Source organism: Pseudomonas gorinensis, assembly GCF_042015035.1.
In the GTDB taxonomy this organism is placed as follows: Bacteria; Pseudomonadota; Gammaproteobacteria; order Pseudomonadales; family Pseudomonadaceae; genus Aquipseudomonas; species Aquipseudomonas gorinensis.
The window spans coordinates 1094017-1114968 of the sequence record NZ_CP167125.1; the positions used below are offsets into that span (position 1 = coordinate 1094017).

At 62.5% G+C, this 20952-nt stretch carries 22 protein-coding genes; 12 read left to right on the forward strand and 10 right to left on the reverse strand.

The window, feature by feature from the left end; genetic code table 11:
* Window positions 1–48 precede the first annotated feature (48 nt).
* Genes AB7933_RS04820 through AB7933_RS04835 form a run of 4 tightly spaced genes read left to right on the forward strand, consistent with a single transcriptional unit; the run spans window position 49 to window position 2328 of the window.
* Window positions 49–357, forward strand: a complete 309-nt coding sequence (locus AB7933_RS04820; RefSeq protein ID WP_024073182.1) for a MazG-like family protein — start codon at window positions 49–51, stop codon at window positions 355–357.
* Window positions 350–1099: a methyltransferase gene (locus tag AB7933_RS04825; RefSeq protein WP_024073183.1), complete on the forward strand. Its 750-nt coding sequence runs from the start codon at window positions 350–352 to the stop codon at window positions 1097–1099. The genes AB7933_RS04820 and AB7933_RS04825 overlap by 8 nt, the downstream gene beginning before the upstream one ends.
* Before the next feature lie 24 nt (window positions 1100–1123).
* The gene (locus AB7933_RS04830; protein ID WP_024073184.1) at window positions 1124–1726 is read left to right on the forward strand and encodes a DUF4136 domain-containing protein; all 603 of its coding nucleotides are present in this window, start codon (window positions 1124–1126) and stop codon (window positions 1724–1726) included.
* A gap of 44 nt (window positions 1727–1770) precedes the next feature.
* Entirely contained in the window at window positions 1771–2328 is a 558-nt protein-coding gene (locus tag AB7933_RS04835) for a DUF4136 domain-containing protein (protein WP_024073185.1), read from the forward strand.
* Window positions 2329–2352: 24 nt separating this feature from the next.
* Here AB7933_RS04835 and AB7933_RS04840 read toward each other — a convergent pair whose 3' ends face one another.
* Both AB7933_RS04840 and AB7933_RS04845 read right to left on the reverse strand, forming a co-directional pair.
* Window positions 2353–3201, reverse strand: coding sequence for a MaoC family dehydratase (locus tag AB7933_RS04840; RefSeq protein WP_024073186.1), 849 nt, complete (start codon window positions 3199–3201; stop codon window positions 2353–2355).
* Between the two features lie 2 nt (window positions 3202–3203).
* A complete protein-coding gene (locus AB7933_RS04845) occupies window positions 3204–4556 on the reverse strand; it encodes a 3-oxoacyl-ACP reductase (RefSeq protein ID WP_024073187.1) in 1353 nt (450 codons plus the stop codon).
* A 114-nt stretch (window positions 4557–4670) separates the two neighbouring features.
* Here AB7933_RS04845 and AB7933_RS04850 point away from each other — a divergent pair, with 114 nt between their 5' ends.
* Both AB7933_RS04850 and AB7933_RS04855 read left to right on the forward strand, forming a co-directional pair.
* Window positions 4671–5948, forward strand: coding sequence for an acetyl-CoA C-acetyltransferase (locus AB7933_RS04850; RefSeq protein WP_024073188.1), 1278 nt, complete (start codon window positions 4671–4673; stop codon window positions 5946–5948).
* Between the two features lie 134 nt (window positions 5949–6082).
* Window positions 6083–6982 carry a PA4780 family RIO1-like protein kinase gene (locus AB7933_RS04855; RefSeq protein WP_024073189.1) on the forward strand — a complete coding sequence of 300 codons (900 nt, stop codon included), beginning with the start codon at window positions 6083–6085 and terminating at the stop codon, window positions 6980–6982.
* Window positions 6983–7162: 180 nt separating this feature from the next.
* On the opposite strand, the gene cueR is transcribed toward AB7933_RS04855, so the two are convergent.
* The 3 genes from cueR to AB7933_RS04870 all read right to left on the reverse strand — a co-directional run bounded on the left by cueR (window position 7163) and on the right by AB7933_RS04870 (window position 10214).
* Window positions 7163–7564 carry a Cu(I)-responsive transcriptional regulator gene (cueR, locus tag AB7933_RS04860; RefSeq protein WP_041161089.1) on the reverse strand — a complete coding sequence of 134 codons (402 nt, stop codon included), beginning with the start codon at window positions 7562–7564 and terminating at the stop codon, window positions 7163–7165.
* Between the two features lie 2 nt (window positions 7565–7566).
* Window positions 7567–9768: a heavy metal translocating P-type ATPase gene (locus AB7933_RS04865; RefSeq protein ID WP_024073191.1), complete on the reverse strand. Its 2202-nt coding sequence runs from the start codon at window positions 9766–9768 to the stop codon at window positions 7567–7569.
* Between the two features lie 65 nt (window positions 9769–9833).
* Window positions 9834–10214 (reverse strand): hypothetical protein, encoded by a 381-nt coding sequence (locus tag AB7933_RS04870; protein WP_024073192.1) that lies wholly within the window; start codon window positions 10212–10214, stop codon window positions 9834–9836.
* 147 nt (window positions 10215–10361) lie between these two features.
* Between AB7933_RS04870 and AB7933_RS04875 the strand changes: the two genes are divergently transcribed.
* Together AB7933_RS04875 and AB7933_RS04880 are read left to right on the forward strand one after the other, a co-directional pair.
* The gene (locus AB7933_RS04875) at window positions 10362–10559 is read left to right on the forward strand and encodes a heavy-metal-associated domain-containing protein (RefSeq protein WP_024073193.1); all 198 of its coding nucleotides are present in this window, start codon (window positions 10362–10364) and stop codon (window positions 10557–10559) included.
* An 86-nt stretch (window positions 10560–10645) separates the two neighbouring features.
* Window positions 10646–11839, forward strand: coding sequence for a multidrug effflux MFS transporter (locus AB7933_RS04880; RefSeq protein ID WP_024073194.1), 1194 nt, complete (start codon window positions 10646–10648; stop codon window positions 11837–11839).
* A gap of 8 nt (window positions 11840–11847) precedes the next feature.
* On the opposite strand, the gene AB7933_RS04885 is transcribed toward AB7933_RS04880, so the two are convergent.
* The 3 genes from AB7933_RS04885 to AB7933_RS04895 all read right to left on the reverse strand — a co-directional run bounded on the left by AB7933_RS04885 (window position 11848) and on the right by AB7933_RS04895 (window position 13624).
* Window positions 11848–12030, reverse strand: coding sequence for a hypothetical protein (locus AB7933_RS04885; protein WP_024073195.1), 183 nt, complete (start codon window positions 12028–12030; stop codon window positions 11848–11850).
* A gap of 145 nt (window positions 12031–12175) precedes the next feature.
* Window positions 12176–13189, reverse strand: coding sequence for a zinc-binding alcohol dehydrogenase family protein (locus AB7933_RS04890; protein ID WP_024073196.1), 1014 nt, complete (start codon window positions 13187–13189; stop codon window positions 12176–12178).
* Between the two features lie 141 nt (window positions 13190–13330).
* Window positions 13331–13624: a putative quinol monooxygenase gene (locus AB7933_RS04895; RefSeq protein WP_024073197.1), complete on the reverse strand. Its 294-nt coding sequence runs from the start codon at window positions 13622–13624 to the stop codon at window positions 13331–13333.
* 117 nt (window positions 13625–13741) lie between these two features.
* On the opposite strand from AB7933_RS04895, the gene AB7933_RS04900 reads away from it, so the two are divergent.
* The 3 genes from AB7933_RS04900 to AB7933_RS04910 all read left to right on the forward strand — a co-directional run bounded on the left by AB7933_RS04900 (window position 13742) and on the right by AB7933_RS04910 (window position 16988).
* A complete protein-coding gene (locus AB7933_RS04900; protein WP_024073198.1) occupies window positions 13742–14668 on the forward strand; it encodes a LysR family transcriptional regulator in 927 nt (308 codons plus the stop codon).
* 137 nt (window positions 14669–14805) lie between these two features.
* Entirely contained in the window at window positions 14806–15501 is a 696-nt protein-coding gene (locus tag AB7933_RS04905) for an ArsR/SmtB family transcription factor (protein ID WP_024073199.1), read from the forward strand.
* A 116-nt stretch (window positions 15502–15617) separates the two neighbouring features.
* On the forward strand, window positions 15618–16988 hold the full coding sequence (locus tag AB7933_RS04910) for an MFS transporter (protein ID WP_024073200.1): 1371 nt from the start codon (window positions 15618–15620) through the stop codon (window positions 16986–16988).
* 75 nt (window positions 16989–17063) lie between these two features.
* Here the strand turns inward: AB7933_RS04910 and AB7933_RS04915 are convergent, their stop codons facing one another.
* Complete coding sequence (locus AB7933_RS04915; RefSeq protein ID WP_024073201.1) at window positions 17064–18017, reverse strand: adenosine deaminase; 954 nt, start codon at window positions 18015–18017, stop codon at window positions 17064–17066.
* Between the two features lie 193 nt (window positions 18018–18210).
* On the opposite strand from AB7933_RS04915, the gene AB7933_RS04920 reads away from it, so the two are divergent.
* A complete protein-coding gene (locus tag AB7933_RS04920) occupies window positions 18211–19299 on the forward strand; it encodes a calcium:proton antiporter (protein ID WP_024073202.1) in 1089 nt (362 codons plus the stop codon).
* A gap of 116 nt (window positions 19300–19415) precedes the next feature.
* Here the strand turns inward: AB7933_RS04920 and AB7933_RS04925 are convergent, their stop codons facing one another.
* The gene (locus tag AB7933_RS04925) at window positions 19416–20774 is read right to left on the reverse strand and encodes an 8-oxoguanine deaminase (protein ID WP_024073203.1); all 1359 of its coding nucleotides are present in this window, start codon (window positions 20772–20774) and stop codon (window positions 19416–19418) included.
* Window positions 20775–20952: the final 178 nt, after the last annotated feature.

Below are 20952 nucleotides of genomic sequence, written 5' to 3' on the forward strand. Positions count from 1 at the left end.
GCCTTCAAGGCCCATCCCCCCGAAGCTATACCCCTTCAGGAGCCTTTCATGAATATCGAACACCTCACCGAACGCTTGCACCGCATCCGCGATACCAATGCCTGGAAGCCGTTCCACAGCCCGAAAAACCTGGCCATGGCGGCCAGCGTCGAAATGGCCGAACTGGTGGAAATCTTCCAGTGGCTCACCGAAGACCAATCCCGTCAGTTGCCAGCCGACAAGCTTGCCCATGCCGGGCAGGAAGTCGGCGATATCGTCCTGTACCTGTTGTTGCTGTGCAGCGAACTGGGCCTGGACATGGACCAGGTCGTACGCGCCAAACTGGCCGACAGCGAACGGCGGTTCGCCCATGACTGATCGTCATTTCGACCAGTTGGCCACGCGCTTCGCCGAGAAGATCTACGGCGGTGCCAAGGGCGCGATTCGCCTTGCCGTATTGCAGGCCGACCTCAGCGAAGCCTTGCCGGACCGGCCCCTGCGCGTGCTGGATATCGGCGCCGGCCTGGGGCATATGTCGCTGTGGCTGGCCGAACGCGGCCACCAGGTGACCCTGGCCGAGCCCGCCGAACCCATGCTCGAGGGCGCGCGCCAACGCTTTGCCGACGCGGGGCAGAGCGCGACCTTTATCCAGGCACCCTGGCAAGACCTGCTCGGCCAACTCACCGAGCCCTATGACCTGGTGCTCTGCCACGCTGTGCTGGAGTGGCTGGCCGAACCCCATGCGATCCTGCCGGTGCTGCACCAGCTGACCGCGCCCGATGGCCTGTTGTCGCTGGCGTTCTATAACCGCGATGCGCTGATTTATCGCAACCTGCTCAAAGGCCACTTCCGCAAGATGCGCAAGAACGACATGGCCGGCGAAAAGCAGAGCCTTACGCCCCAGCAACCCCTGGATCCAAGGGCGTTAGCGGCGCAACTCGAAGGGCTTTGGCGGGTCGAAAGCCAAAGTGGTGTGCGGGTGTTCCACGACTATATGCCGGTGGAATTCCAGGCCCGTGCGGATTTGCAGGACTTGCTGGAAATGGAACTTGCTCACCGTCGTCACCCAAGCTTTGCCGGACTTGGGCGTTATTTGCACTGGATTTGCCGTCCGGTTTAAGCGGCCCAGTCTGCGGAGGTCGAAATGCGTCGTCTCTGTTTAATCGTGTTGTCACTCGGGTTGGGCGCTTGCTCCAGCCCCAATCCCTATGTCGCTGCGTCGGCCCCGATGCCACCGGCGCCGGCCCAGGCGGCGAACACCTTCGATGCCAGCGCTTATCCGGCGCCGGTGCGCGACTACGGCGCCTACCGCAACTGGGCGTGGCGCAACGGCCAGTTGCCGGCGGGGACGGCCTGGGCGGACTCGGCACAGGTGGCCGAGGCGGTCAGTGGAGCGTTGGACCAGCGCGGCTTGCGGCCCCTGCATGACAATCGCCCGCCGGACCTGCTGGTCAGCGCCGACGTGCACCTGGAGAAGCGCCTCAAGCAAGTCCAGGATGACTATGGCTACGGTTACGGTGGTTATAACCGTTATGGCAATGGCTACGGCATGTACAACTCGGTGCCGTTCGTGCGCACCTACGAGGTGCAGGTCGTGGTGGTCCGGGTCAATCTGTTCGACGCCCGCAGCGGCCAGCCGGTGTGGAGCGCCAGCGCGGAAACGGGCAGCCAGGGCAGCCTCAGCGAGCGGGGAGACGCGTTGCGCCAGGCCGTGCAAAAGGCAATGAGCGCCTATCCGCCCAGTTAACAGCTATTCTCATTAAAGTGCAGGTCGCGCCTTGGAGAACCACCATGTTCCGTCGTATCGCTACGCTCGCTGTTGTACTGCTGCTGGGCGGTTGCCAGACCAACCAGGTCAATCACGATTTTGACGCCAGTCGAGACTTCGGTGCCTATCGCAACTGGGCCTGGAAAGACCCGGCCCTGCAGTACCGCCCCGATGATCCACGGATCAAAAGTGACCTGACGGAACAACGTATCCGCCAGGCGGTGGGCGAACAACTTGACCAGCGCGGCTTGCGCCCCGCCGCACCAGGCACCAGGGCTGACCTGAACGTACAGGCATACCTGATCGTCGAAGACCGTCAGCAACAGGTCACCACCAACTACGGTGGGGCCTGGGGCGGTCCATGGAACGGTTACTGGGGCGGCCCGATGTACAACGAAACGCGCAACATCACCTACAAGGTGGCGACGATCCAGATCGACCTGCTCGATGGCAAGGACGGCAAGCTTGTGTGGCGGGGCAGTGACGAACAGATGATGGCCAACTCGCCTGAACCCCAGGATCGCAGCCACGCCATCCGCACCACCGTCACCAAGATCCTCTCCAACTACCCCCCGCACTGACCGATCCGGCGTCGGCACATGTCGTCAGGCAATCGGTCGCCACGTGCCGACCATATGTTCAATATCGCCCGTGCCTTTGAGTAACAACTCGCCACTGGAACCGGCAGCGCTGGCATACAAACGCACTTCACTGGGCAGGCGCACCGGTTTCTTGAACTCGACCTGGATGTCGATATTGGCGGCGTGCAGGTGTTCGGTGAGGGCGGCGAGGGTGCGTGCCTTGTTCCACAGCCCGTGCGCAATGGCTTGGGGGAAGCCGAAGAGTTTGGCGGTCAGGGCACTCAAGTGGATCGGGTTGTAGTCGCCGGAAACCCGCGCATAGCGCCGTCCGATATCGGCAGGGGCTTTCCAGTGCGTCAGCTCACTGACTTGGCTGGGCGCTGGCAAGGTGTCGTCTGCCGCTTCGCCTTCGAGTTTTACACCGCGGCAGAGCATGCGGCTTTCCGCTTCCCAGAGCAGGCCGAGGGCGTCTTCGATGCGGGTGACCAGGTCAAAGGTTGCGCCCTTGGCGTGGGGCTTGAGGTTCTGGGTGTGCACGCTGAGGGTCAGGTCACTGATGGCGCCCAGGGGCCGATGGATGCGGATGCGATTGCTCAGGTGGATCAAACCCAGCAGTGGGAACGGAAATGCCTTGTCCGTCAGCAGTTGCATCTGCAGGCCGAACGCCAGGATGTGCGGATACGTCGCCGGCAGGATGGGGCTGTCGGCAAAACCGCACACCGTGCGATACGCCGCCACGTGCTGGGGATTGACGTTCACCCGGCAGCGCAAGCCCTGCTCGGGCAAGCGACTGCCGCTGATCTTGCGCTTGAGTGCCGCGCGCCAGTACAGCGGTGGAAGAAACGGCGTGTTGCCCAAGGTTCGCCATTGCATGCTTATGCTCCCAGAAGACTTTGCCCGCACACCCGCAGTGCCTGGCCGCTGACTGCTCCGGAACCCGGCTGGCCGAGCCACGCCACCGCTTCGGCGACGTCCTGGGGCAAGCCACCCTGGCCCAGCGAGCTCATGCGCCGTCCGGCCTCGCGCAGGGCGAAGGGGATATGCGCGGTCATCTGGGTTTCGATAAAGCCCGGTGCCACGGCATTGATGCTGATCCCGCGTTCCTTCAGCAGCGGCGCCCACGCTTCGGCCAGCCCGATCAGCCCGGCCTTGCTCGCGGCATAATTGGTTTGCCCACGGTTGCCGGCGATACCGCTGATGGAGGCCAGCAGCACCACGCGAGCGTTGTCGTGCAGGGTGCCGCTGTCGAGCAAGGCCTTGGTCAGCACCTGCGGCGCATTGAGGTTGACCGCCAGCACGGCGTCCCAGTACTCCGGGGTCATGTTGGCCAGGGTTTTGTCGCGGGTGATACCGGCGTTGTGCACCAGGATGTCGAGGCCCGCCGGCAGGTGTTCGATCAATTGGGCGGCGGCATCTTCGGCGCAGATATCCAGCACGAGGGTGCGCGCACCCAGGCGCGCGGCCAGGGCTTCGAGGTCGGCTTTCGCCTGGGGAACGTCGAGCAGGATCACTTCGGCGCCATCGCGGGCCAGGGTTTCGGCGATGGAAGCGCCAATGCCCCGGGCGGCGCCGGTGACCAGTGCCTTGCGCCCGGCCAGCGGGCGCGTCCAGTCCTCCACCGGTGTGGCGCAGGCTTGCAGGCGAATCACCTGGCCGCAGATATAGGCGCTCTTGGGCGAGAGGAAGAACCGCAGGGCGCCTTCGAGCTGGTCTTCGGCACCGTCGCCGACGTACAGCAACTGCAACACGCCGCCGTTGCGCAGTTCCTTGGCCAGAGAGCGGCTGAAGCCTTCCACGGCACGCTGTGCGCTGGCGGCGAATGGGTCGCTGAGGCTTTCCGGGGCGCGGCCGAGGATCACCAGGTGGGCGCTGTGATCGAGGTTTTTCAGCAATGGCTGGAAGAACTCGCGCAGTTGCTTGAGCTGGTCGGTGTGCTGCAAGTCGCTGGCATCGAACACCACGGCTTTGATTTTGGGGCCATGCCCGGGAATCCAGGTCGTTGCTTCCAGCGGCTCGGGGCCATAGTGGTAGGTGGCATCGGTGAGTTTGTTGGCAAATGCCAGCACCTTGGCCGCCAGCGCGCCGCCGCCCAGCAACAGTGCGCCTTCGACCGGGCGCAGGCGCCCGGCTTGCCAGCGCTCCAGACGTACCGGTGACGGCAAGCCAATGGCGGCGACCAGGCGATGGCCGAGGCTTGAGTTGGCGAAGTCGATATAACGGTCAGACATGGAACGCTCTCCGAAGGCTGGGGTTCAAAGGGTTGACCACCCCGGGGCGGCAGTCGTTCGATTGAGCCTAGGCTAGTCTGAGAGACTTACCCCACAACCGACAGGGAGCTTTCCATGACTCAATTGCGCCGTGTAGCGATCATTGGCGGTAATCGCATTCCTTTCGCCCGCTCCAATGGCCCTTATGCCACGGCGAGCAACCAGGCGATGCTGACCGCGGCCCTGGAGGGCCTGATCGAACGCTACAACCTGCACGGCCTGCGCTTGGGCGAGGTGGCCGCCGGGGCGGTGCTCAAGCATTCCCGTGACTTCAACCTGACCCGCGAATGCGTGCTCGGTTCGCGCCTGTCGCCGCAAACCCCGGCCTACGACATCCAGCAGGCCTGCGGCACCGGGCTTGAAGCCGCGTTGCTGGTGGCCAACAAGATCGCTTTGGGCCAGATCGAGTGCGGGATTGCCGGCGGGGTGGACACCACGTCCGATGCTCCCATCGGTGTGAATGAGGGGCTGCGCCAGATTCTGCTGCAAGCCAATCGCAGCAAAACCTTGGCGGATAGACTAAAAGTCCTGTTACAACTTCGTCCCCATCACCTCAAGCCGGAACTGCCGCGCAATGGCGAACCACGCACCGGTTTGTCCATGGGCCAACACTGCGAGTTGATGGCGCAAACCTGGCAGATTCCCCGTGCAGAACAGGACCAGCTGGCCCTGGAAAGCCACCAGAAAATGGCTGCGGCCTATGCCGAGGGCTGGCACAACGATTTGCTGACACCGTTTCTCGGCCTGACCCGTGACAACAATCTGCGCCCCGACTTGACCCTGGAAAAACTCGCTGCGCTCAAGCCTGCCTTCGAACGCAGCGAGAAAGGTACGCTCACTGCCGGCAATTCCACGCCGCTGACCGACGGCGCCTCCCTGGTGCTGCTCGGCAGCGAAGCCTGGGCGCGGGAGCGCGGTTTGCCGATCCTGGCGTACCTGCGCGATGGCGAAGCGGCGGCGGTGGATTTCGTCAACGGTGCCGAGGGCCTGTTGATGGCGCCGGTGTACGCCGTGCCGCGTTTGCTGGCGAGGAACGGCCTGACGCTGCAGGACTTCGATTACTACGAGATTCACGAAGCGTTCGCGGCCCAGGTGTTGTGCACGCTCAAGGCGTGGGAGGATGCGGACTACTGCAAGACACGCCTCGGGCTGGATGCGCCGCTGGGGTCTATCGACCGCAGCCGGCTCAACGTCAAGGGCAGTTCGCTGGCAGCCGGGCACCCGTTTGCTGCCACCGGTGGGCGTATCGTCGCCAACCTGGCCAAGCTGCTGGATGCCGCGGGCAAGGGACGCGGGCTGATTTCGATCTGCGCCGCCGGTGGGCAAGGTGTGACGGCAATCATCGAACGTTGATTGCGCCGGAAATTGGCATATTGGATGCATTCTTAAACGGTCAAAGGTCGGTAGCCCCTCCCCGAGGCGAGTGGATTGCCGTATAACGAGTGCCATACGCGTGTTTGGTAATAAAGGACCCACAATAAAAGCTGATGAAGACTCCTAAACGCATTGAACCCCTGATCGAAGACGGTCTGGTCGACGAAGTGCTGCGCCCACTCATGAGTGGTAAAGAAGCAGCTGTTTATGTGGTGCGCTGCGGCAACGAATTGCGTTGCGCCAAGGTTTACAAGGAGGCGAATAAACGAAGTTTTCGTCAGGCGTCCGAATACCAGGAAGGCCGCAAGGTCCGCAACAGCCGGCAGGCCCGGGCCATGGCCAAGGGTTCCAAGTTCGGTAAGAAAGAAACCGAGGACGCCTGGCAGAACGCTGAAGTCGCGGCGTTGTTCCGCCTGGCCGGTGCCGGCGTTCGCGTGCCCAAGCCCTACGACTTCCTCGAAGGCGTGCTGTTGATGGAACTGGTGGCCGACGAGTACGGCGATGCGGCGCCGCGTCTGAATGATGTGGTGCTGGAGCCGGACCAGGCGCGCGAATACCACGCCTTCCTGATTTCCCAGATCGTGCTGATGCTGTGTACCGGCCTGGTGCACGGTGACCTGTCCGAGTTCAACGTACTGCTCACACCTACGGGGCCGGTGATCATCGACCTGCCCCAAGCGGTGGATGCGGCGGGCAACAACCACGCGTTCAACATGCTGGAGCGGGATGTGGGCAACATGGCGTCCTACTTCGGGCGTTTTGCGCCGGAGTTGAAGAAGACCAAGTACGCCAAGGAAATGTGGGCGTTGTATGAAGCCGGCACTTTGCACCCGGCCAGCATCTTGACCGGCGAGTTCGACGAACCGGAAGAGCTGGCGGATGTCGGCGGCGTGATCCGCGAAATCGAAGCAGCGCGGCTGGATGAAGAGCGACGCCAGGCGATTCGGGCGGCGGATGATGCACCGCCAGGCAAAGCGTCGGAAGAGCCTCCGCCGCCGCCTTGGATGCAGTGATCCCCACGCTGTTGTCGATCTAAAAGTGAGGAAGTGATCTTCAAGCAATTGGAGATCTAAAAATGTGGGAGGGGGCTTGCCCCCGATGGCGCCGTGTCAGTCGATACTTGTATTGACTGGTCCACTGCTATCGGGGGCAAGCCCCCTCCCACATTGGTTTTGTGTACACCTTTTACTCCTTCAGGCGCAGCAACTGCCCGACGCCAACTCCTTGAGAATCGGACAATCCGGCCGGTGATCCCCCTGGCAGTGCTCCACCAGGTCCTGCAACGTATCGCGCAGTTGCCCCAGCTCGCGAATCTTCTGGTTCAACTCCTCGATATGCTGGCGCGCCAAGGCTTTCACGTCGGCGCTGGCCCGGTGCCTGTCTTGCCACAGGGCCAGCAACTTGCCGACTTCCTCCAGGGAAAACCCCAGGTCCCGCGAACGCTTGATAAACGCCAGGGTGTGCAACTCGTCGGGGCTGTACACGCGGTAGCCGCTGTCGGTGCGATGGGCGGCTTTCAGCAGGCCGATGGATTCGTAGTAGCGAATCATCTTCGCGCTCAAGCCACTTGAGCGCGCTGCTTGGCCGATGTTCATGCTCATGGGTGCGGGTCCTCCAGATCCTTGGGTTTCCAGGTTTTCAACAGCAGGGCATTGCTTACCACGCTGACGCTGGACAGCGCCATCGCCGCGCCGGCCAATACCGGGTTGAGCAGACCGAACGCCGCCAGGGGAATGCCGATCAAGTTATACACAAAGGCCCAGAACAGGTTCTGGCGGATTTTCGCGTAGGTCTTGCGGCTGATCTCCAGCGCGGCCGGTACCAGGCGTGGATCGCCGCGCATCAGGGTGATGCCGGCTGCGTGCATGGCCACGTCGGTGCCGCCCCCCATGGCGATACCGATATCGGCGGCGGCCAGCGCCGGGGCGTCGTTGATGCCATCGCCGACCATCGCCACCACGCCGGTTTTCTTCAGTTCGGCCACGGTGGCGGCTTTATCGGCGGGGAGCACTTCGGCATGCACATCGTCGATACCCAGCGCTTGGGCGACCACCTGGGCACTGCCGCGATTGTCGCCGGTGAGCAAATGGCTGCTGATGTGTCGCGCCTTGAGTTGTGTCACCGCCTCCAGCGCGCCGGGCTTGAGGGTGTCACCGAAGGCGAAGAGCCCCAGTACACGCGGTTGCGCGCCTTGTTCGATCAACCAGGACAAGGTACGGCCTTCGGCTTCCCAATGCTTGGCGGAGGCGGCCAGGTCGCCTGCCTCCAAACCGCTTTCCTCCAGCAGGCGCCGGTTGCCCAGGGCCAGTAACCGGCCGTCGAGGGTGCCGGCAATGCCGCGCCCGGTCAGGGATTGGCTGGCGCTGACATCCTCGACCTTCAAGCCTTGCTCGTTGCACGCATCCAGCACGGCCTTGGCCAGGGGGTGTTCGCTGCCGCGTTGCAGGGCGCCGGCCTGTTGCAGCAACAGGGATTGGTTGCCGTCGACCGCCGCCAGGTGCGCGATTTTTGGCGTACCGGAGGTGAGGGTGCCGGTCTTGTCGAATACCACGGCGCTCACGGCATGGGCACGCTCCAAGGCTTCGGCGTCCTTGATCAGGATGCCGTGGCGCGCGGCGACGCCGGTGCCCGCCATGATCGCGGTCGGTGTGGCCAGGCCCAGGGCGCACGGGCAGGCGATCACCAGCACCGCGACCGCATTGATGATCGCTGTCTCCAGTGAGGCGCCATACAGCCACCAGCCCAGCAGCGTGATCAACGCCAGTACCAGCACGGTCGGGACGAAGACCTGGCTGACTTTATCCACCAGTTTCTGGATCGGAGCCTTGGCGGCCTGGGCGTCCTCCACCAGGCGGATGATCCGCGCCAGTACGCTCTCTGCGCCGAGGGCCAGGGTACGTACCAGCAAGCGTCCTTCGCCGTTGATGGCGCCGCCGGTGACCTTGTCCCCCGGTTGTTTTGGCACCGGCAGGCTTTCGCCGCTGATCAGGGCTTCATCGGCGTGGCTCTGGCCCTCCACCACTTCACCGTCCACCGGGAAGCGTTCGCCGGGTTTGACCAGCACCAGGTCATTGAGGGTCAGCGCGCTGATGGCGACGTCTTCTTCCTGGCCCTCACGCACCCGGATCGCCCGCTCCGGGCGCAGGGCTTCGAGCGCACGGATGGCGCTGGCGGTCTGGCGTTTGGCGCGGCTTTCCAGGTATTTGCCGAGCAGCACCAGGGCGATCACCACCGCCGAGGCTTCGAAATACAGATGGGGCATGCTGCCGGCCGGGGCAGTGAGCCACTCATACAGGCTCAGGCCGTAACCGGCGCTGGTGCCGATGGCCACCAACAGGTCCATATTGCCGGCGCCGGCACGCACGGCTTTCCACGCGGCGATATAAAAACGTGCACCAAAGATGAACTGCACCGGCGTGGCCAGGGCGAACTGCACCCAGGCCGGGAGCATCCAGTGCAGGCCGAAGGGTTGCACCAGCATCGGCACCACCAGGGGCAACGCCAGCACAATAGCCAGCGTCAGCGACCAGCGTTCGCGGTGCAGGCGCTGGGCCTGATCGGCGTCGGTCTTGGTTTCGGTTTGCGGCAGGGAGGCGGTGTAGCCGGCCTTGTCGACGGCGGCGATCAACACGGCGGGGTCCATCTGGCCGAGTACTTCGATATGGGCGCGCTCGTTGGCCAGGTTGACGCTGACACGTTGCACTCCCGGCACCTTGCCCAACGCGCGCTCGACACGCCCGGCGCAGCTGGCGCAGGTCATGCCACCGATGGGCAGGTCAAACGTGGTGGATCCATTCATGGGGCAGTCCTCCTAAGACGTTGCCCCTAGGATCAACCTTGACCTGTGGGGAAGGTCAAGCGCCTTTAATACTCCAATGCCGCGGGCTTGAGGTACATGCCTTCGGGGCCTTGGGCGATGCGCAGCTTGCGCACGTCACCGGCCTTCAGCGTGATGTTCTGCGCGGGTGGCGCCAGCAGGCCAGGCAGGCAACCGGGCGATTGGCCCGGCAGCAACTTCAGGCGCAACGACACATTGCCGGCGGGCAGGTTGAATGAGGTGGACTGTTCCTGAAACAAGCGCCCGGCCAACTGGTCCTGGATGTACAGGCCGATCTCGCAGTTGGTCGGTACTTCCAGGCGTTCGCGGGAAATGATCAGCACTGCATAGTCTTCGGCGGCACTGGCCATGGGCGCAGCGGCAGACAGGCTCATCAGGCCGGCAAGGGCAAAAAACGACCAGCGCATGGCGAATGCTCCGTGGTTCACATCAAAGATAAGTGAAGCTTGGCCGAGGCCGCGCCCGAATACCAGCCCGGCTGATATTTTCAAAACTTGACCTTGCTATCGTGGCAAGGTTGAGACTGGGTCCAACCTCATTCAAGGAGTCATGTCATGCAAATATTCAACGTTCAAGGAATGACCTGCGGCCATTGCGTTCGGGCGGTGACCCAGGCGGTGCAGGGTCAAGACCCGGTGGCCAGTGTGAAGGTCGATCTGGCGGCCAAGAAGGTTGAGGTTGAAAGCCGCCTGCCTGCCGAGCAGATCATCAGCCTGATCGGCGAAGAGGGTTACACGGCCACGCTCGCCTGATTTTCTGATAGTTAGCGAGCTAACGTAATGTTCAAGGCACTCAAGCGCGGCTAGACTGTCGGGCTGCCGACTCACTTGGGTGCCCGATGAACCTGCGAATAATCCTGATTTTGGGTGCCTTGAGCGCCTTTGCGCCGCTGGCGATCGACTTCTACCTGCCCGGTTTTCCGGCGATGGCCACGGCTTTCGCCACCGATGAAAAACATATCCAGCTGACCCTGGCGGTGTATTTCGGGGGGCTGGCGATCGGTCAATTGATCTATGGTCCGCTGGCGGACCGCTTTGGCCGACGTGTGCCGCTGCTCAGCGGCGTGACCCTGTTCACCCTGGCATCCTTTGCCTGTGCCTATGCACCTTCCCTCGAATGGCTGATCGGCGCACGTTTCGTGCAGGCCCTCGGCGGATGTGCGGGCATGGTGATTTCGCGAGCGGTGGTCAGCGATAAATGTGATGCCGTGGGCTCGGCCAAGGTGTATTCGCAATTGATGCTGGTGACCGGCCTGGCGCCGATTCTCGCGCCGTTGGCGGGTGGGGTGATGGTGGGGGTGTGGGGTTGGCAGTCGATTTTCCTGGCCCTGTCGGTGTTCAGCGTGATGGCGGCCATCGCTGTGGCGTTCGGCCTGCCGGAAACCTTCCCGGCCCATCAGCCGCGCCAGCCTTTGTCCGGGTCGCTGCGCCGTTATGGCGCGCTGCTGTCAGACCCGGTTTACCTGGGCTACGCGTTGACCGGGGGGATTTCGATTGCCGGCATGTTTGCCTATATCGCCGGATCGCCGTTCGTATTCATCAAACTCTATGGCGTGCCTGCCGAGCATTACGGCTGGCTGTTCGGCTCCAACGCCGCGGGCTTCATCCTGGTTGCCCAGGTTAACGCGCGCTTGCTGGCCAAGCGCGGCCCGGCGTTTTTGTTGTCGCGCACGGTGTGGGTCTACGTCCTGGCCGCGTTGACCTTGCTCGGTATTGCCGCGTTGCGTACGCAGGCCTTGTGGCCATTGCTGGTGCCGCTGTTTATCTGCATCGCTAGCCTGGGCTGTATTTTGCCCAACACCTCGGCGTGTGCGATGAGCGGGCAGGGCGCTCGGGCGGGGAGCGCCTCGGCGTTGCTCGGCTGCATTCAGTTCGGTGTGGCAGCGGGTGCCGCGTCGTTGGTGGGCGTGCTGCATGACGGCACGGCAATGCCGATGGCCATGGTCATCAGCTTGTGCGGTGTATTGGCCGTGACGATTGCGATGTCGACCCAGCGCCTGCAACGGGCCAGGGCCGTGCAGGCGCAGGACTGAGGTACGGATCAGCCAGCGGCGGAGCGTTGCTGGCCGAGCGGAAAGCGATGGGGGGCCTGGATGCGGGCTTGCAGGGTGTCGGCAAAGGCGCGGGCCTCGGCTTCACTGCGGAAGGTGAAAGCGTCGCCGTCGAGACGGACCTGCCATTTATTGCCCGGGGATTTTGCTAACGCTTTTATCAGGATCTTCATTGCTGACTTCCTCACGTAAAAGAATCGTGGCAAAGGCGGCCAATATAAACCCGAACACGTTCACAAATATGACAAAAGTCAACTCTCTGACTAGCGGTGTCGTCCGTTCCTCGCAGGAAGAACGGGCGACACCGACAGACCGGTCTTAGAACCCTTCCAGCACGATCTTGCCCTTGGCCTTGCCGCTTTCCAGCAGCGCATGGGCGCGGCGCAGGTTCTCGGCGTTGATCACACCGAAGTGCTCGCCCACCGTGGTTTTCAGGGTGCCGTCATCGATCAGCGCGGCCACGCGGTTGAGCAGGTTGTGCTGCTCGATCATGTCCGGCGTCTCGAACATCGAGCGGGTGTACATGAATTCCCAGTGCAGCGACAGGCTCTTGCGCTTGAGCTTGCTCACGTCCAGCGCCTTGGGGTCGTCGATCAGTGCCAGCTTGCCCTGGGGCTGCAAGGCTTCCACCAGTTGATCCAGGTGATGGTCGGTCTGGGTCAGGCTGGCGACGTGGGTGACTTGCGGGTGGCCGGCTGCTTTCAGCGCTTCGCTCAGGGGTTGGCTATGGTCGATCACCAGGTCGGCGCCGAGGGCCTTGGTCCACGCTTGGGTTTGCGGGCGTGACGCGGTGCCGATGACTTTCAATGCGGTGAGCTGGCTGGCCAACTGAGTCAGGATCGAACCTACGCCGCCGGCCGCGCCGACGATCAGCAGGCTCTGGCCTTCGTCTTCTTTACCTTCACGCACTTGCAGGCGTTCGAACAACAGTTCCCAGGCGGTGATGGCGGTCAGCGGCAGCGCAGCGGCCTCGGCATAACCCAGGCTCTTGGGCATATGGCCGACGATGCGCTCGTCCACGGTGTGCAGCTCGCTGTTGCCGCCCGGGCGAACCAGGGAGCCGGCGTAGAACACCTTGTCGCCGGCCTTGAACAGCGTCACGTCGCTGCCGACCGCCTTGACCACGCCGGCCACGTCCCAACCGAGCACTTTGGCGGCGCCGTTTTCCGGGGCGACGTTCTGGCGCACCTTGGTGTCCACCGGGTTGACCGAGATGGCTTTGACCTCCACCAGCAGCTCGCGCGGGCCGGCGATGGGCGCCGGCAGCTCGATGTCTTGCAGGGACTTGGGGTCGCTGATTGGCAGTGAGGCGTAGTAGGCAATGGCTTTCATGGGGGGCTCCAGAAGTTGGGGATTGACTGTAGGAGTGAGCCTGCTCGGGGAAAACGCATAGGCGCCGTGCTGAACCAGAAGCGCTGCGTCATCGTTTACGATTTTCGCGAGCACGCTCGCTCCTACAAAAAAGCAGAGTGATCAGGCGAGAAATTTCAGGCGCTTGAGTTCGAAGTGCTCGAGCACATCAGCGGCCTTGGCGCGGAAGCTCTGGATATGGGCGCTTTGGTCGTGGGCGGCGAGCGCTGCATCGTTGCTCCAGCGTTCGAGCATGTAGAAGGTCTCGGGGTGTTGCAGGTCCTGATGCAGGTCGTACTGCTCGCACCCGGCTTCCAGGCGGGTCGGTGCCAACAGGCCACGCAGCAGGGGTTCCAGGGTGTCTTGTTGGCCGGGTTTGGCGATCAGCGTGGCGATGACGTTAAAGGCAGCGGACATATTCGACTCCTGACACGGGATGAATGAGATGCACCGATCATTGGCTATTTCAGGCGAAGATAAAAGCGGCTAAAACAGCAGTCTGTTTCAATAATATTTTGATAATGGATGGGTTGAATGCTGCGTTTCGATGATTTGCAGTTGTTTGTTCGGGCGGCGGACTTGGGCAGTTTGTCGGCGGCGGCGCGGGTCATGGACCTGTCGCCCGCGGTGGCCAGTGCCGCCTTGAAGCGAATTGAACAACAACTGGGCGCGCGGTTGCTGGCGCGCTCCACCCGCAGCCTGCGCCTGACCGCCGAAGGGGAAGGCTTCCTGGAATATGCACGTGCGGCGCTGGGGTCGTTGGATGAAGGGCGCCGCTTGCTCGCCAGCGGCCAGGACCATGTCAGCGGAGTGTTGCAGCTGTCAGCCCCGTCGGATTTTGGTCGCAACCAGCTGTTGCCGTGGCTCGACGAGTTCCAGCGTGAGTACCCGCAGTTGACGGTGCGCCTGTTGCTGGGCGATCGGATCGCCGACCTGTTCCGTCAACCGGTGGACATCGCCCTGCGCTACGGCGAGCCGGAGGACTCCAGCCTGATCGCGTTGCCTGTCGCACCGGACAATCTGCGTGTGCTGTGTGCGGCGCCCAGCTACCTCGCGCGGATGGGGGCGCCGCGTCACCTGGAGCAACTGGCCCAGCACAATTGCCTGTTGTACATGCTCGGCAGTCGCGTCCATGACCATTGGAGTTTCCACGACGGCAAACGCGAAGTCAGCCTGACGGTCAGCGGTGACCGCTTCAGTGATGACGCTGATGTGGTGCGACGTTGGGCGGTGGCGGGTGTAGGCATTGCCTACAAGTCCTGGCTGGATGTGAGCACCGATGTACTGGCTGGGCGCTTGCGCGTGATCCTGCCGGAGCTGCGCGGCGAACGTACGCCGCTCAATCTGCTGTGCGCGCACCGCGCGCAGTTGAGCAAGCCCATCAACCTGCTGCGGGAAATGCTCGTGTCCCGCTGTGCGAAATTGACAGCACAAAGGTTGGAGCTATTGACCTCTGGGTAATTGCCTCCAGCAAAGCAGGAAACTTCACTCAGGTCCTGTCCTGTTCTGAGCTGTCGGACGCCGCGGAACCGGCTGTTTGCGCACCTATACTTTGGCGCCAACCGCAGCAGACATATGATTTAACAGGGAGTGAAACGATGGAACAGGCACCTTGCATCAGTCAGATCGCCAGCTTGCTCGCCGAGCCCAAACGCACCGCAATGCTCTGGGCGTTGATGGACGGATCGACCAAGTCTGCGGATGAGTTGGCGACACTCGCCGGGCTGTCACCGGCGTCGGCCAATGCGCACCTGGCGCGCCTGGCCGGCAGCGGCTTGCTGCGGGTCGAGGCGCGTCGCGGCAAACGGCTGTTTCGCGTGGCCGCCGCCGATGTCACCACCGCCATCGATGCCCTGGCCAGTACCACCATGGCCAGTGCGGTGCGTACTACGCCGAACGCATTACCGGTGGCGCTGGTGGCGCCACCGTTGTTGCGCCGCGCACGGTTGTGCCATGGCCACCTGGGCGGTGAACTGGCGGCGGCGTTGTATCAACGGATGCTGGCGGCAGGGTGGATCGAGCGTCACGAGCAGCGTATCGAGGTGACCGTTAAAGGCGCGCAGCACCTGGCGGGCCTGGGCATTTTCACCCAGGCCCTGGCGTCTCCGCTGGTCTGCGACTGTTTCGACTGGAGCCAGCAGCAACCCCACCTTGGGGGCGCGTTGGGGGCGGGGCTGTTGCAACTGTTCATGCAGTCGAACTGGATCAATGCGCTCAATGATTCCCTGACGTTGCTGGTGAGCGATACCGGCTTGGTGGAAATCACCCGTTTGGCTGCCTCCCACGGGCACTAGTTTCGGTTTGCGCGGTAGCAGGGTCGTTCAGAGTTTCGGTCAGGTCGCATCCAGCAATAATCGGGAAAAACGATGCCGCACACTCGCTGAGGGGATTTCCACACACGGGGTGCGGCATGGGTAAGCAAGGCTATAGCGCGGCAGAGCGATTGGAACGGTTGCCCATCAGTGGCTACCACCGAGTCATCTTTATCATCATCGCCCTGGCGTTTTTCTTCGACTCCATGGACCTGGCGATGATGACTTTCCTTCTAGGCTCGATCAAAGCCGAGTTCGGCCTGAGCACGGCACAGGCCGGCTTGCTCGCCAGTTCGAGTTTCTTCGGCATGGTGGTGGGCGCTTCGTTGTCCGGGATGCTTGCGGATCGTTTTGGGCGTAAGCCGGTATTCCAGTGGAGCATCGTGTTGTGGGGCATTGCCAGCTACCTGTGTTCCACCGCGCAGACGGTGGAGACGCTGACGTTGTTTCGCATCCTGCTGGGCATAGGCATGGGCATGGAGTTTCCCATCGCGCAGTCGATGCTCTCGGAGCTGATTCCGGCCAAACGGCGCGGGCGCTATATCGCCTTGATGGATGGGTTCTGGCCGTTGGGCTTTGTGGCGGCGGGCGTGCTGAGTTATTTCTTGTTGCCGGTGATTGGCTGGCGCGACATCTTCCTGGTGCTGGCCGTGCCGGCGGTCTTCGTGTTGGCGATCCGGTTTTTTATCCCGGAGTCACCGCGCTGGCTGGAGCAGGCCGGGCGAACTGAGGCGGCAGACAAGGTGCTGTTGGGCATCGAGCAAAAGGTGCGTGACTCCCTGGGCCGTGCTGACTTGCCGCAGCCCATCCGCCTGCCACGGGTGGAGAGTGCGCCGGGGAATTTTTTCTCGGCGTTTCAGCAATTGTGGTCGGCGCAGTACCGCCAACGCACGATGATGATCTGGAGCGTGTGGTTCTTTGCCTTGCTCGGCTTCTACGGGTTGACCTCGTGGTTGAGTGCGCTGTTGCAGCAGTCGGGTTTTGCCGTGACCCAGTCGGTGTACTACACCGTGATCATTTCCCTGGGCGGGATCCCCGGCTTCTTGATGGCGGCTTGGCTGGTGGAGCGTTGGGGGCGCAAGCCGGTGTGCGTCGTGACGTTGCTGGGCGGCGGGGTGATGGCGTTCCTGTATGGGCAGAGCGCGGTGTTTGGCGGCAACGTTGGCCTGCTGATTACGTCAGGACTGTTGATGCAGTTCTTCCTGTTTGGCATGTGGGCGGTGTTGTACACCTACACGCCGGAACTGTATCCCACCTCGGCGCGCGCGACGGGCTCCGGGTTTGCATCGGCAATTGGCCGGGTCGGGTCGTTGCTGGGGCCGTTGGTGACGGGGTTGGTATTCCCGATCACCGGCCAGGGCGGGGTGTTTGCCTTGGGGGCGCTGTGTTTTGCGGTGGCCGCACTGGTGGTATGGGTGTTCGGGATGGAAACGAAGGGCAAGACGCTTGAGGAACTCGCCGAAATCTAAAGCGCAACACGCAACCACTGTGGGAGGAGCGGTGCCCCTCCCACATCCAGCCTGCATTCATCCAGTGAGTGCGGGTTACGGTTTGACCAGTCGCGCATCCAGGCTGTTTTGCGCCAGGCGTTTGGCCTGGTCTTGGGTCATGCCCAGGGAGGTGTACAGCGCGTGGAAGTTCTCGGTGACATAGCCGCCGAAGTACGCCGGGTCGTCCGAGTTCACCGTCACCTTCACGCCACGTTCGAGCATCTCGAGGATGTTGTGCTGGGCCATGTCGTCGAACACGCAGAGCTTGGTGTTGGACAGTGGGCATACGGTCAGCGGGATCTGCTCGTCGATGATGCGCTGCATCAGGCGTTCGTCTTCGATGGCGCGCACGCCATGGTCGATGCGCTGGATTTTCAGCAAGTCGATGGCTTCCCAGATGTACTCCGGCGGGCCTTCTTCGCCGGCGTGGGCCACCGTGAGGAAGCCTTCGTGGCGAGCGCGGTCGAACACGCGCTGGAACTTGCTCGGCGGGTGGCCCATTTCCGAACTGTCCAGGCCGACGGCCACGAACGCATCGCGGAACGGCAGGGCCTGGTCGAGGGTTTTCTCGGCTTCGGCTTCGCTCAAGTGGCGCAGGAAGCTGAGGATCAAACCACTGGTGATGCCCAATTGTTGCTCGCCATCTTTAAGCGCCGCGGCGATGCCGTTGAGCACCACTTCGAACGGCACACCACGGTCGGTGTGGGTCTGCGGGTCGAAGAAAGGTTCGGTGTGAATCACGTTCTGCGCCTTGCAACGCAGCAGGTAGGCCCAGGTCAGGTCGTAGAAATCCTGGGACGTGCGCAACACGTCGGCACCCTTGTAATACAGGTCGAGAAACTCTTGCAGATTGTTGAAGGCATAGGCCTTGCGCAGGGTTTCGACGTCGTTCCACGGCAGCGCAATCTTGTTGCGTTCGGCCAGGGCGAACAGCAACTCCGGCTCCAGCGAGCCTTCCAGGTGCAGGTGCAATTCAGCCTTGGGCAGGGCGTTGAGCCAATCGTACATTTCTAAAATCTCATCAGGTGCAATGGCGGCATTCTACAGGCCATGGCTGAAATAATCGGCAAAACCTGACCAGCAGGAGAGTATTGGTTTGATTCACGCAAGGGCGACGTGAACTAAGGTGTAACGAAACGTTAGCGGCTTGGCGCAGTCTGTACCCCATCAATGACTGATCTGCCGCACTAAAAGGCCCGGAATGCTCACATCCCTCAAGCAAGAAAAATTCATGCTGCTGGCGCTGATTGCCGCCATCGCCGCCTATCCGCTGGAGCACTGGATGCTCCACAGCGGGCAAATGGTCGCGCTGTTGGCCGGCCTGGTGCTGATCGGCTTTATCGTGGTCGCCTCCATGCGTGTTGCCCACCATGCCGAGCAACTGGCGGAAAAGGTGGGCGACCCCTACGGCACCATGATCCTGACCCTGGCCGCCGTGCTGGTGGAAGTGGTGATCCTGGCGATCATGATGAGTAACGAACCGTCTCCCACGCTGGTGCGCGACACCATCTATTCGGCGGTGATGCTCGACATCAACGGCATCCTCGGCCTGGCCGCGCTGATGGGCGGGATCAAGCACGGCGAACAGTCCTACAACGATGATTCGGCGCGGACCTACAGCGTGATGATCCTCACTGCCATGGGCGTGTCGATGGTGGTGCCGGAGTTTATCCCTGAGGCGGACTGGAAAATTTACTCTGCATTCACCATCGGCGCGATGGTGGTGCTGTACACCTTGTTCCTGCGCATGCAGGTGGGCCCGCACAGTTACTTCTTCAGCTACAGCTACCCGGAAAAGCGTCGCAAGCAATTGCCGGAGGAAGAGGCGCCGCCGGTGAACCTGGCGTTCTCCATCGGCACCCTGGTGTTTGGCGTGATTGTGATCGGTGCGCTGGCCGAGGTGATGTCCAAGACGCTCGACCTCGGCCTGGAAGGCACGGGCGCTCCGCCGGTGGTCACGGCGATCGTGGTCGCCGCTATCTCGGCGGCACCGGAAATTCTGACGGCGTTGCGGGCCGCGTTGGCCAACCGCATGCAGTCGGTGGTGAATATTGCGCTGGGGGCATCGTTGTCGACGGTGATCCTGACGGTGCCCGTGATGGAGGCCATGGCGCTCTACACCGGGCAGCCGTTCCAGATGGCGATGACGCCGGTGCAAACGGTGATGGTGCTGATCACGCTGATCGTCAGCGCGATCAACCTCAACGATGGCGAAACCAACGCCATCGAAGGGATGACCCATTTTGTGTTGTTTGCGACGTTTATCATGTTGTCGATGTTGGGCTTGTAAGCACCCAATGTGGGAGGGAGCTTGCTCCCGATAGCGGTGGATCAGCCAGTACATGTGCCGACTGAAACACCACCATCGGGAGCAAGCTCCCTCCCACATTCTGACCCGTGTTTGACTTAGGTTCCGGCGATTAGCCGCCGCGCCGCCTGGCTGTGATCGGCGATCAAGCCTTTCAGGTCCAGGCCTTCGACCTGTCCGTCGATCACCCGCCATTTGCCGGCGATCATTACCCGGTCCGCGCGGTCGGCGCCGCACAACAGCAGCGCTGAAATCGGATCGTGGCTGCCGGAGAAGCGCAGCTCATCCAGTTTGAACAGCGCGAGGTCGGCCTGTTTGCCCACGGCCAATTCACCGATGTCCGTACGGCCCAGCAGGTGTGCCGACCCTTTGGTCGCCCAGCCCAGCACGCCCTCGGGTGTGATTTTTTGCGCGCCGTATCGCAGGCGCTGGATGTACAGCGCCTGGCGAGTTTCGAGGATCATGTTCGAGGCATCGTTGGAGGCCGAGCCGTCTACGCCCAGGCCGATGGGCACGCCGGCCGCGAGCAGGTCGAGGGTCGGGCAAATACCGGAAGCCAGGCGCATGTTCGAACTTGGGCAGTGGCAGACCCCGGTGCCGGCGGCACCCAGGCGCGTGATTTCGTCCGGGTTGAAATGAATGCCATGCGCCAGCCACGTGCGCGGCCCGAGCCAGCCGACGCTGTCGAGGTAATCCACGGTGCGCAGGCCGAAGCGCTGCAGGCAGAAATCTTCCTCGTCGAGGGTTTCCGCCAGGTGAGTGTGCAGGCGTACATCGAGGCTCTCGGCCAGTTCGGCGCTGGCGCGCATGATTTCCGGGGTGACGGAAAACGGTGAGCAGGGCGCGAGGGCGATCTGGATCTGCGCGCCCTCGCCGCGTTCGTGGTACTGGCGGATCAGGCGTTGGCTGTCGTCCAGGATGACAGAGCCTTCTTGCACCGTCTGTTGCGGCGGCAGGCCACCGTCGGCTTCGCCCAGGCTCATGGAGCCGCGGGTGAGCATGGCGCGCATACCCAGTTCGCGCACCGTTTCGACTTGCACGTCGATGGCATTTTCCAGGCCGTCGGGGAACAGGTAGTGGTGGTCAGCCGCCGTGGTGCAGCCTGAGAGCAGTAACTCCGCCAGCGCAACTTTGGAGGCGAGGGCGAGCTTTTCCGGGGTCAGTCGCGCCCATACCGGATACAAGGTCTTCAGCCATGGAAACAGCGGCTGGTTGACCACCGGCGCCCAGGCACGGGTCAGGGTTTGATAGAAGTGATGATGGGTGTTGATCAACCCTGGAAGAACCACATGCTCGCGGGCATCGAATACTTGTGCACAGGGCTGCGCAGGTGCTTGCCCTATGCCCAGCACTTCGGTGATCACACCGTCTTGCAGCACCAGGCCGCCACGGGCATCGAGGCCATTGGCAGTGAAAATCGCGCGGGGGTTTTTTAACCAGGTACGGGTCGCAGGCATTGGCCGGCTCCTCTGAATGATGGGTTCAGGTTTGCCAGCTCAGTGTTGCCCTGTCTGCTGATCCAGGGTCGCCGGGGAGGGCGAGGTGGGTAGATTACGTGTAGTTCTGGATCTGGTCTAGCTGTAGGAAAGCGCGGCTTTCGAGTTCATCGCGAGCCAGCGCGCTCCCACCTTTGAT

Excerpts from the sequence above, each read along its gene's own strand:
- AB7933_RS04850 (WP_024073188.1), top strand. The coding sequence starts at position 4,671 with ATGACTCAATTGCGCCGTGTAGCGATCATTGGCGGTAATCGCATTCCT.
- AB7933_RS04920 (WP_024073202.1), top strand. The coding sequence starts at position 18,211 with ATGCTCACATCCCTCAAGCAAGAAAAATTCATGCTGCTGGCGCTGATT.
- AB7933_RS04840 (WP_024073186.1), bottom strand. The coding sequence starts at position 3,201 with ATGCAATGGCGAACCTTGGGCAACACGCCGTTTCTTCCACCGCTGTAC.
- AB7933_RS04890 (WP_024073196.1), bottom strand. The coding sequence starts at position 13,189 with ATGAAAGCCATTGCCTACTACGCCTCACTGCCAATCAGCGACCCCAAG.
- AB7933_RS04830 (WP_024073184.1), top strand. The coding sequence starts at position 1,124 with ATGCGTCGTCTCTGTTTAATCGTGTTGTCACTCGGGTTGGGCGCTTGC.
- AB7933_RS04910 (WP_024073200.1), top strand. The coding sequence starts at position 15,618 with ATGGGTAAGCAAGGCTATAGCGCGGCAGAGCGATTGGAACGGTTGCCC.
- AB7933_RS04895 (WP_024073197.1), bottom strand. The coding sequence starts at position 13,624 with ATGTCCGCTGCCTTTAACGTCATCGCCACGCTGATCGCCAAACCCGGC.
- AB7933_RS04865 (WP_024073191.1), bottom strand. The coding sequence starts at position 9,768 with ATGAATGGATCCACCACGTTTGACCTGCCCATCGGTGGCATGACCTGC.
- AB7933_RS04875 (WP_024073193.1), top strand. The coding sequence starts at position 10,362 with ATGCAAATATTCAACGTTCAAGGAATGACCTGCGGCCATTGCGTTCGG.
- AB7933_RS04900 (WP_024073198.1), top strand. The coding sequence starts at position 13,742 with ATGCTGCGTTTCGATGATTTGCAGTTGTTTGTTCGGGCGGCGGACTTG.
- AB7933_RS04925 (WP_024073203.1), bottom strand. The coding sequence starts at position 20,774 with ATGCCTGCGACCCGTACCTGGTTAAAAAACCCCCGCGCGATTTTCACT.
- AB7933_RS04885 (WP_024073195.1), bottom strand. The coding sequence starts at position 12,030 with ATGAAGATCCTGATAAAAGCGTTAGCAAAATCCCCGGGCAATAAATGG.
- AB7933_RS04845 (WP_024073187.1), bottom strand. The coding sequence starts at position 4,556 with ATGTCTGACCGTTATATCGACTTCGCCAACTCAAGCCTCGGCCATCGC.
- cueR (WP_041161089.1), bottom strand. The coding sequence starts at position 7,564 with ATGAACATCGGCCAAGCAGCGCGCTCAAGTGGCTTGAGCGCGAAGATG.
- AB7933_RS04835 (WP_024073185.1), top strand. The coding sequence starts at position 1,771 with ATGTTCCGTCGTATCGCTACGCTCGCTGTTGTACTGCTGCTGGGCGGT.
- AB7933_RS04855 (WP_024073189.1), top strand. The coding sequence starts at position 6,083 with ATGAAGACTCCTAAACGCATTGAACCCCTGATCGAAGACGGTCTGGTC.
- AB7933_RS04870 (WP_024073192.1), bottom strand. The coding sequence starts at position 10,214 with ATGCGCTGGTCGTTTTTTGCCCTTGCCGGCCTGATGAGCCTGTCTGCC.
- AB7933_RS04915 (WP_024073201.1), bottom strand. The coding sequence starts at position 18,017 with ATGTACGATTGGCTCAACGCCCTGCCCAAGGCTGAATTGCACCTGCAC.
- AB7933_RS04905 (WP_024073199.1), top strand. The coding sequence starts at position 14,806 with ATGGAACAGGCACCTTGCATCAGTCAGATCGCCAGCTTGCTCGCCGAG.
- AB7933_RS04825 (WP_024073183.1), top strand. The coding sequence starts at position 350 with ATGACTGATCGTCATTTCGACCAGTTGGCCACGCGCTTCGCCGAGAAG.
- AB7933_RS04880 (WP_024073194.1), top strand. The coding sequence starts at position 10,646 with ATGAACCTGCGAATAATCCTGATTTTGGGTGCCTTGAGCGCCTTTGCG.
- AB7933_RS04820 (WP_024073182.1), top strand. The coding sequence starts at position 49 with ATGAATATCGAACACCTCACCGAACGCTTGCACCGCATCCGCGATACC.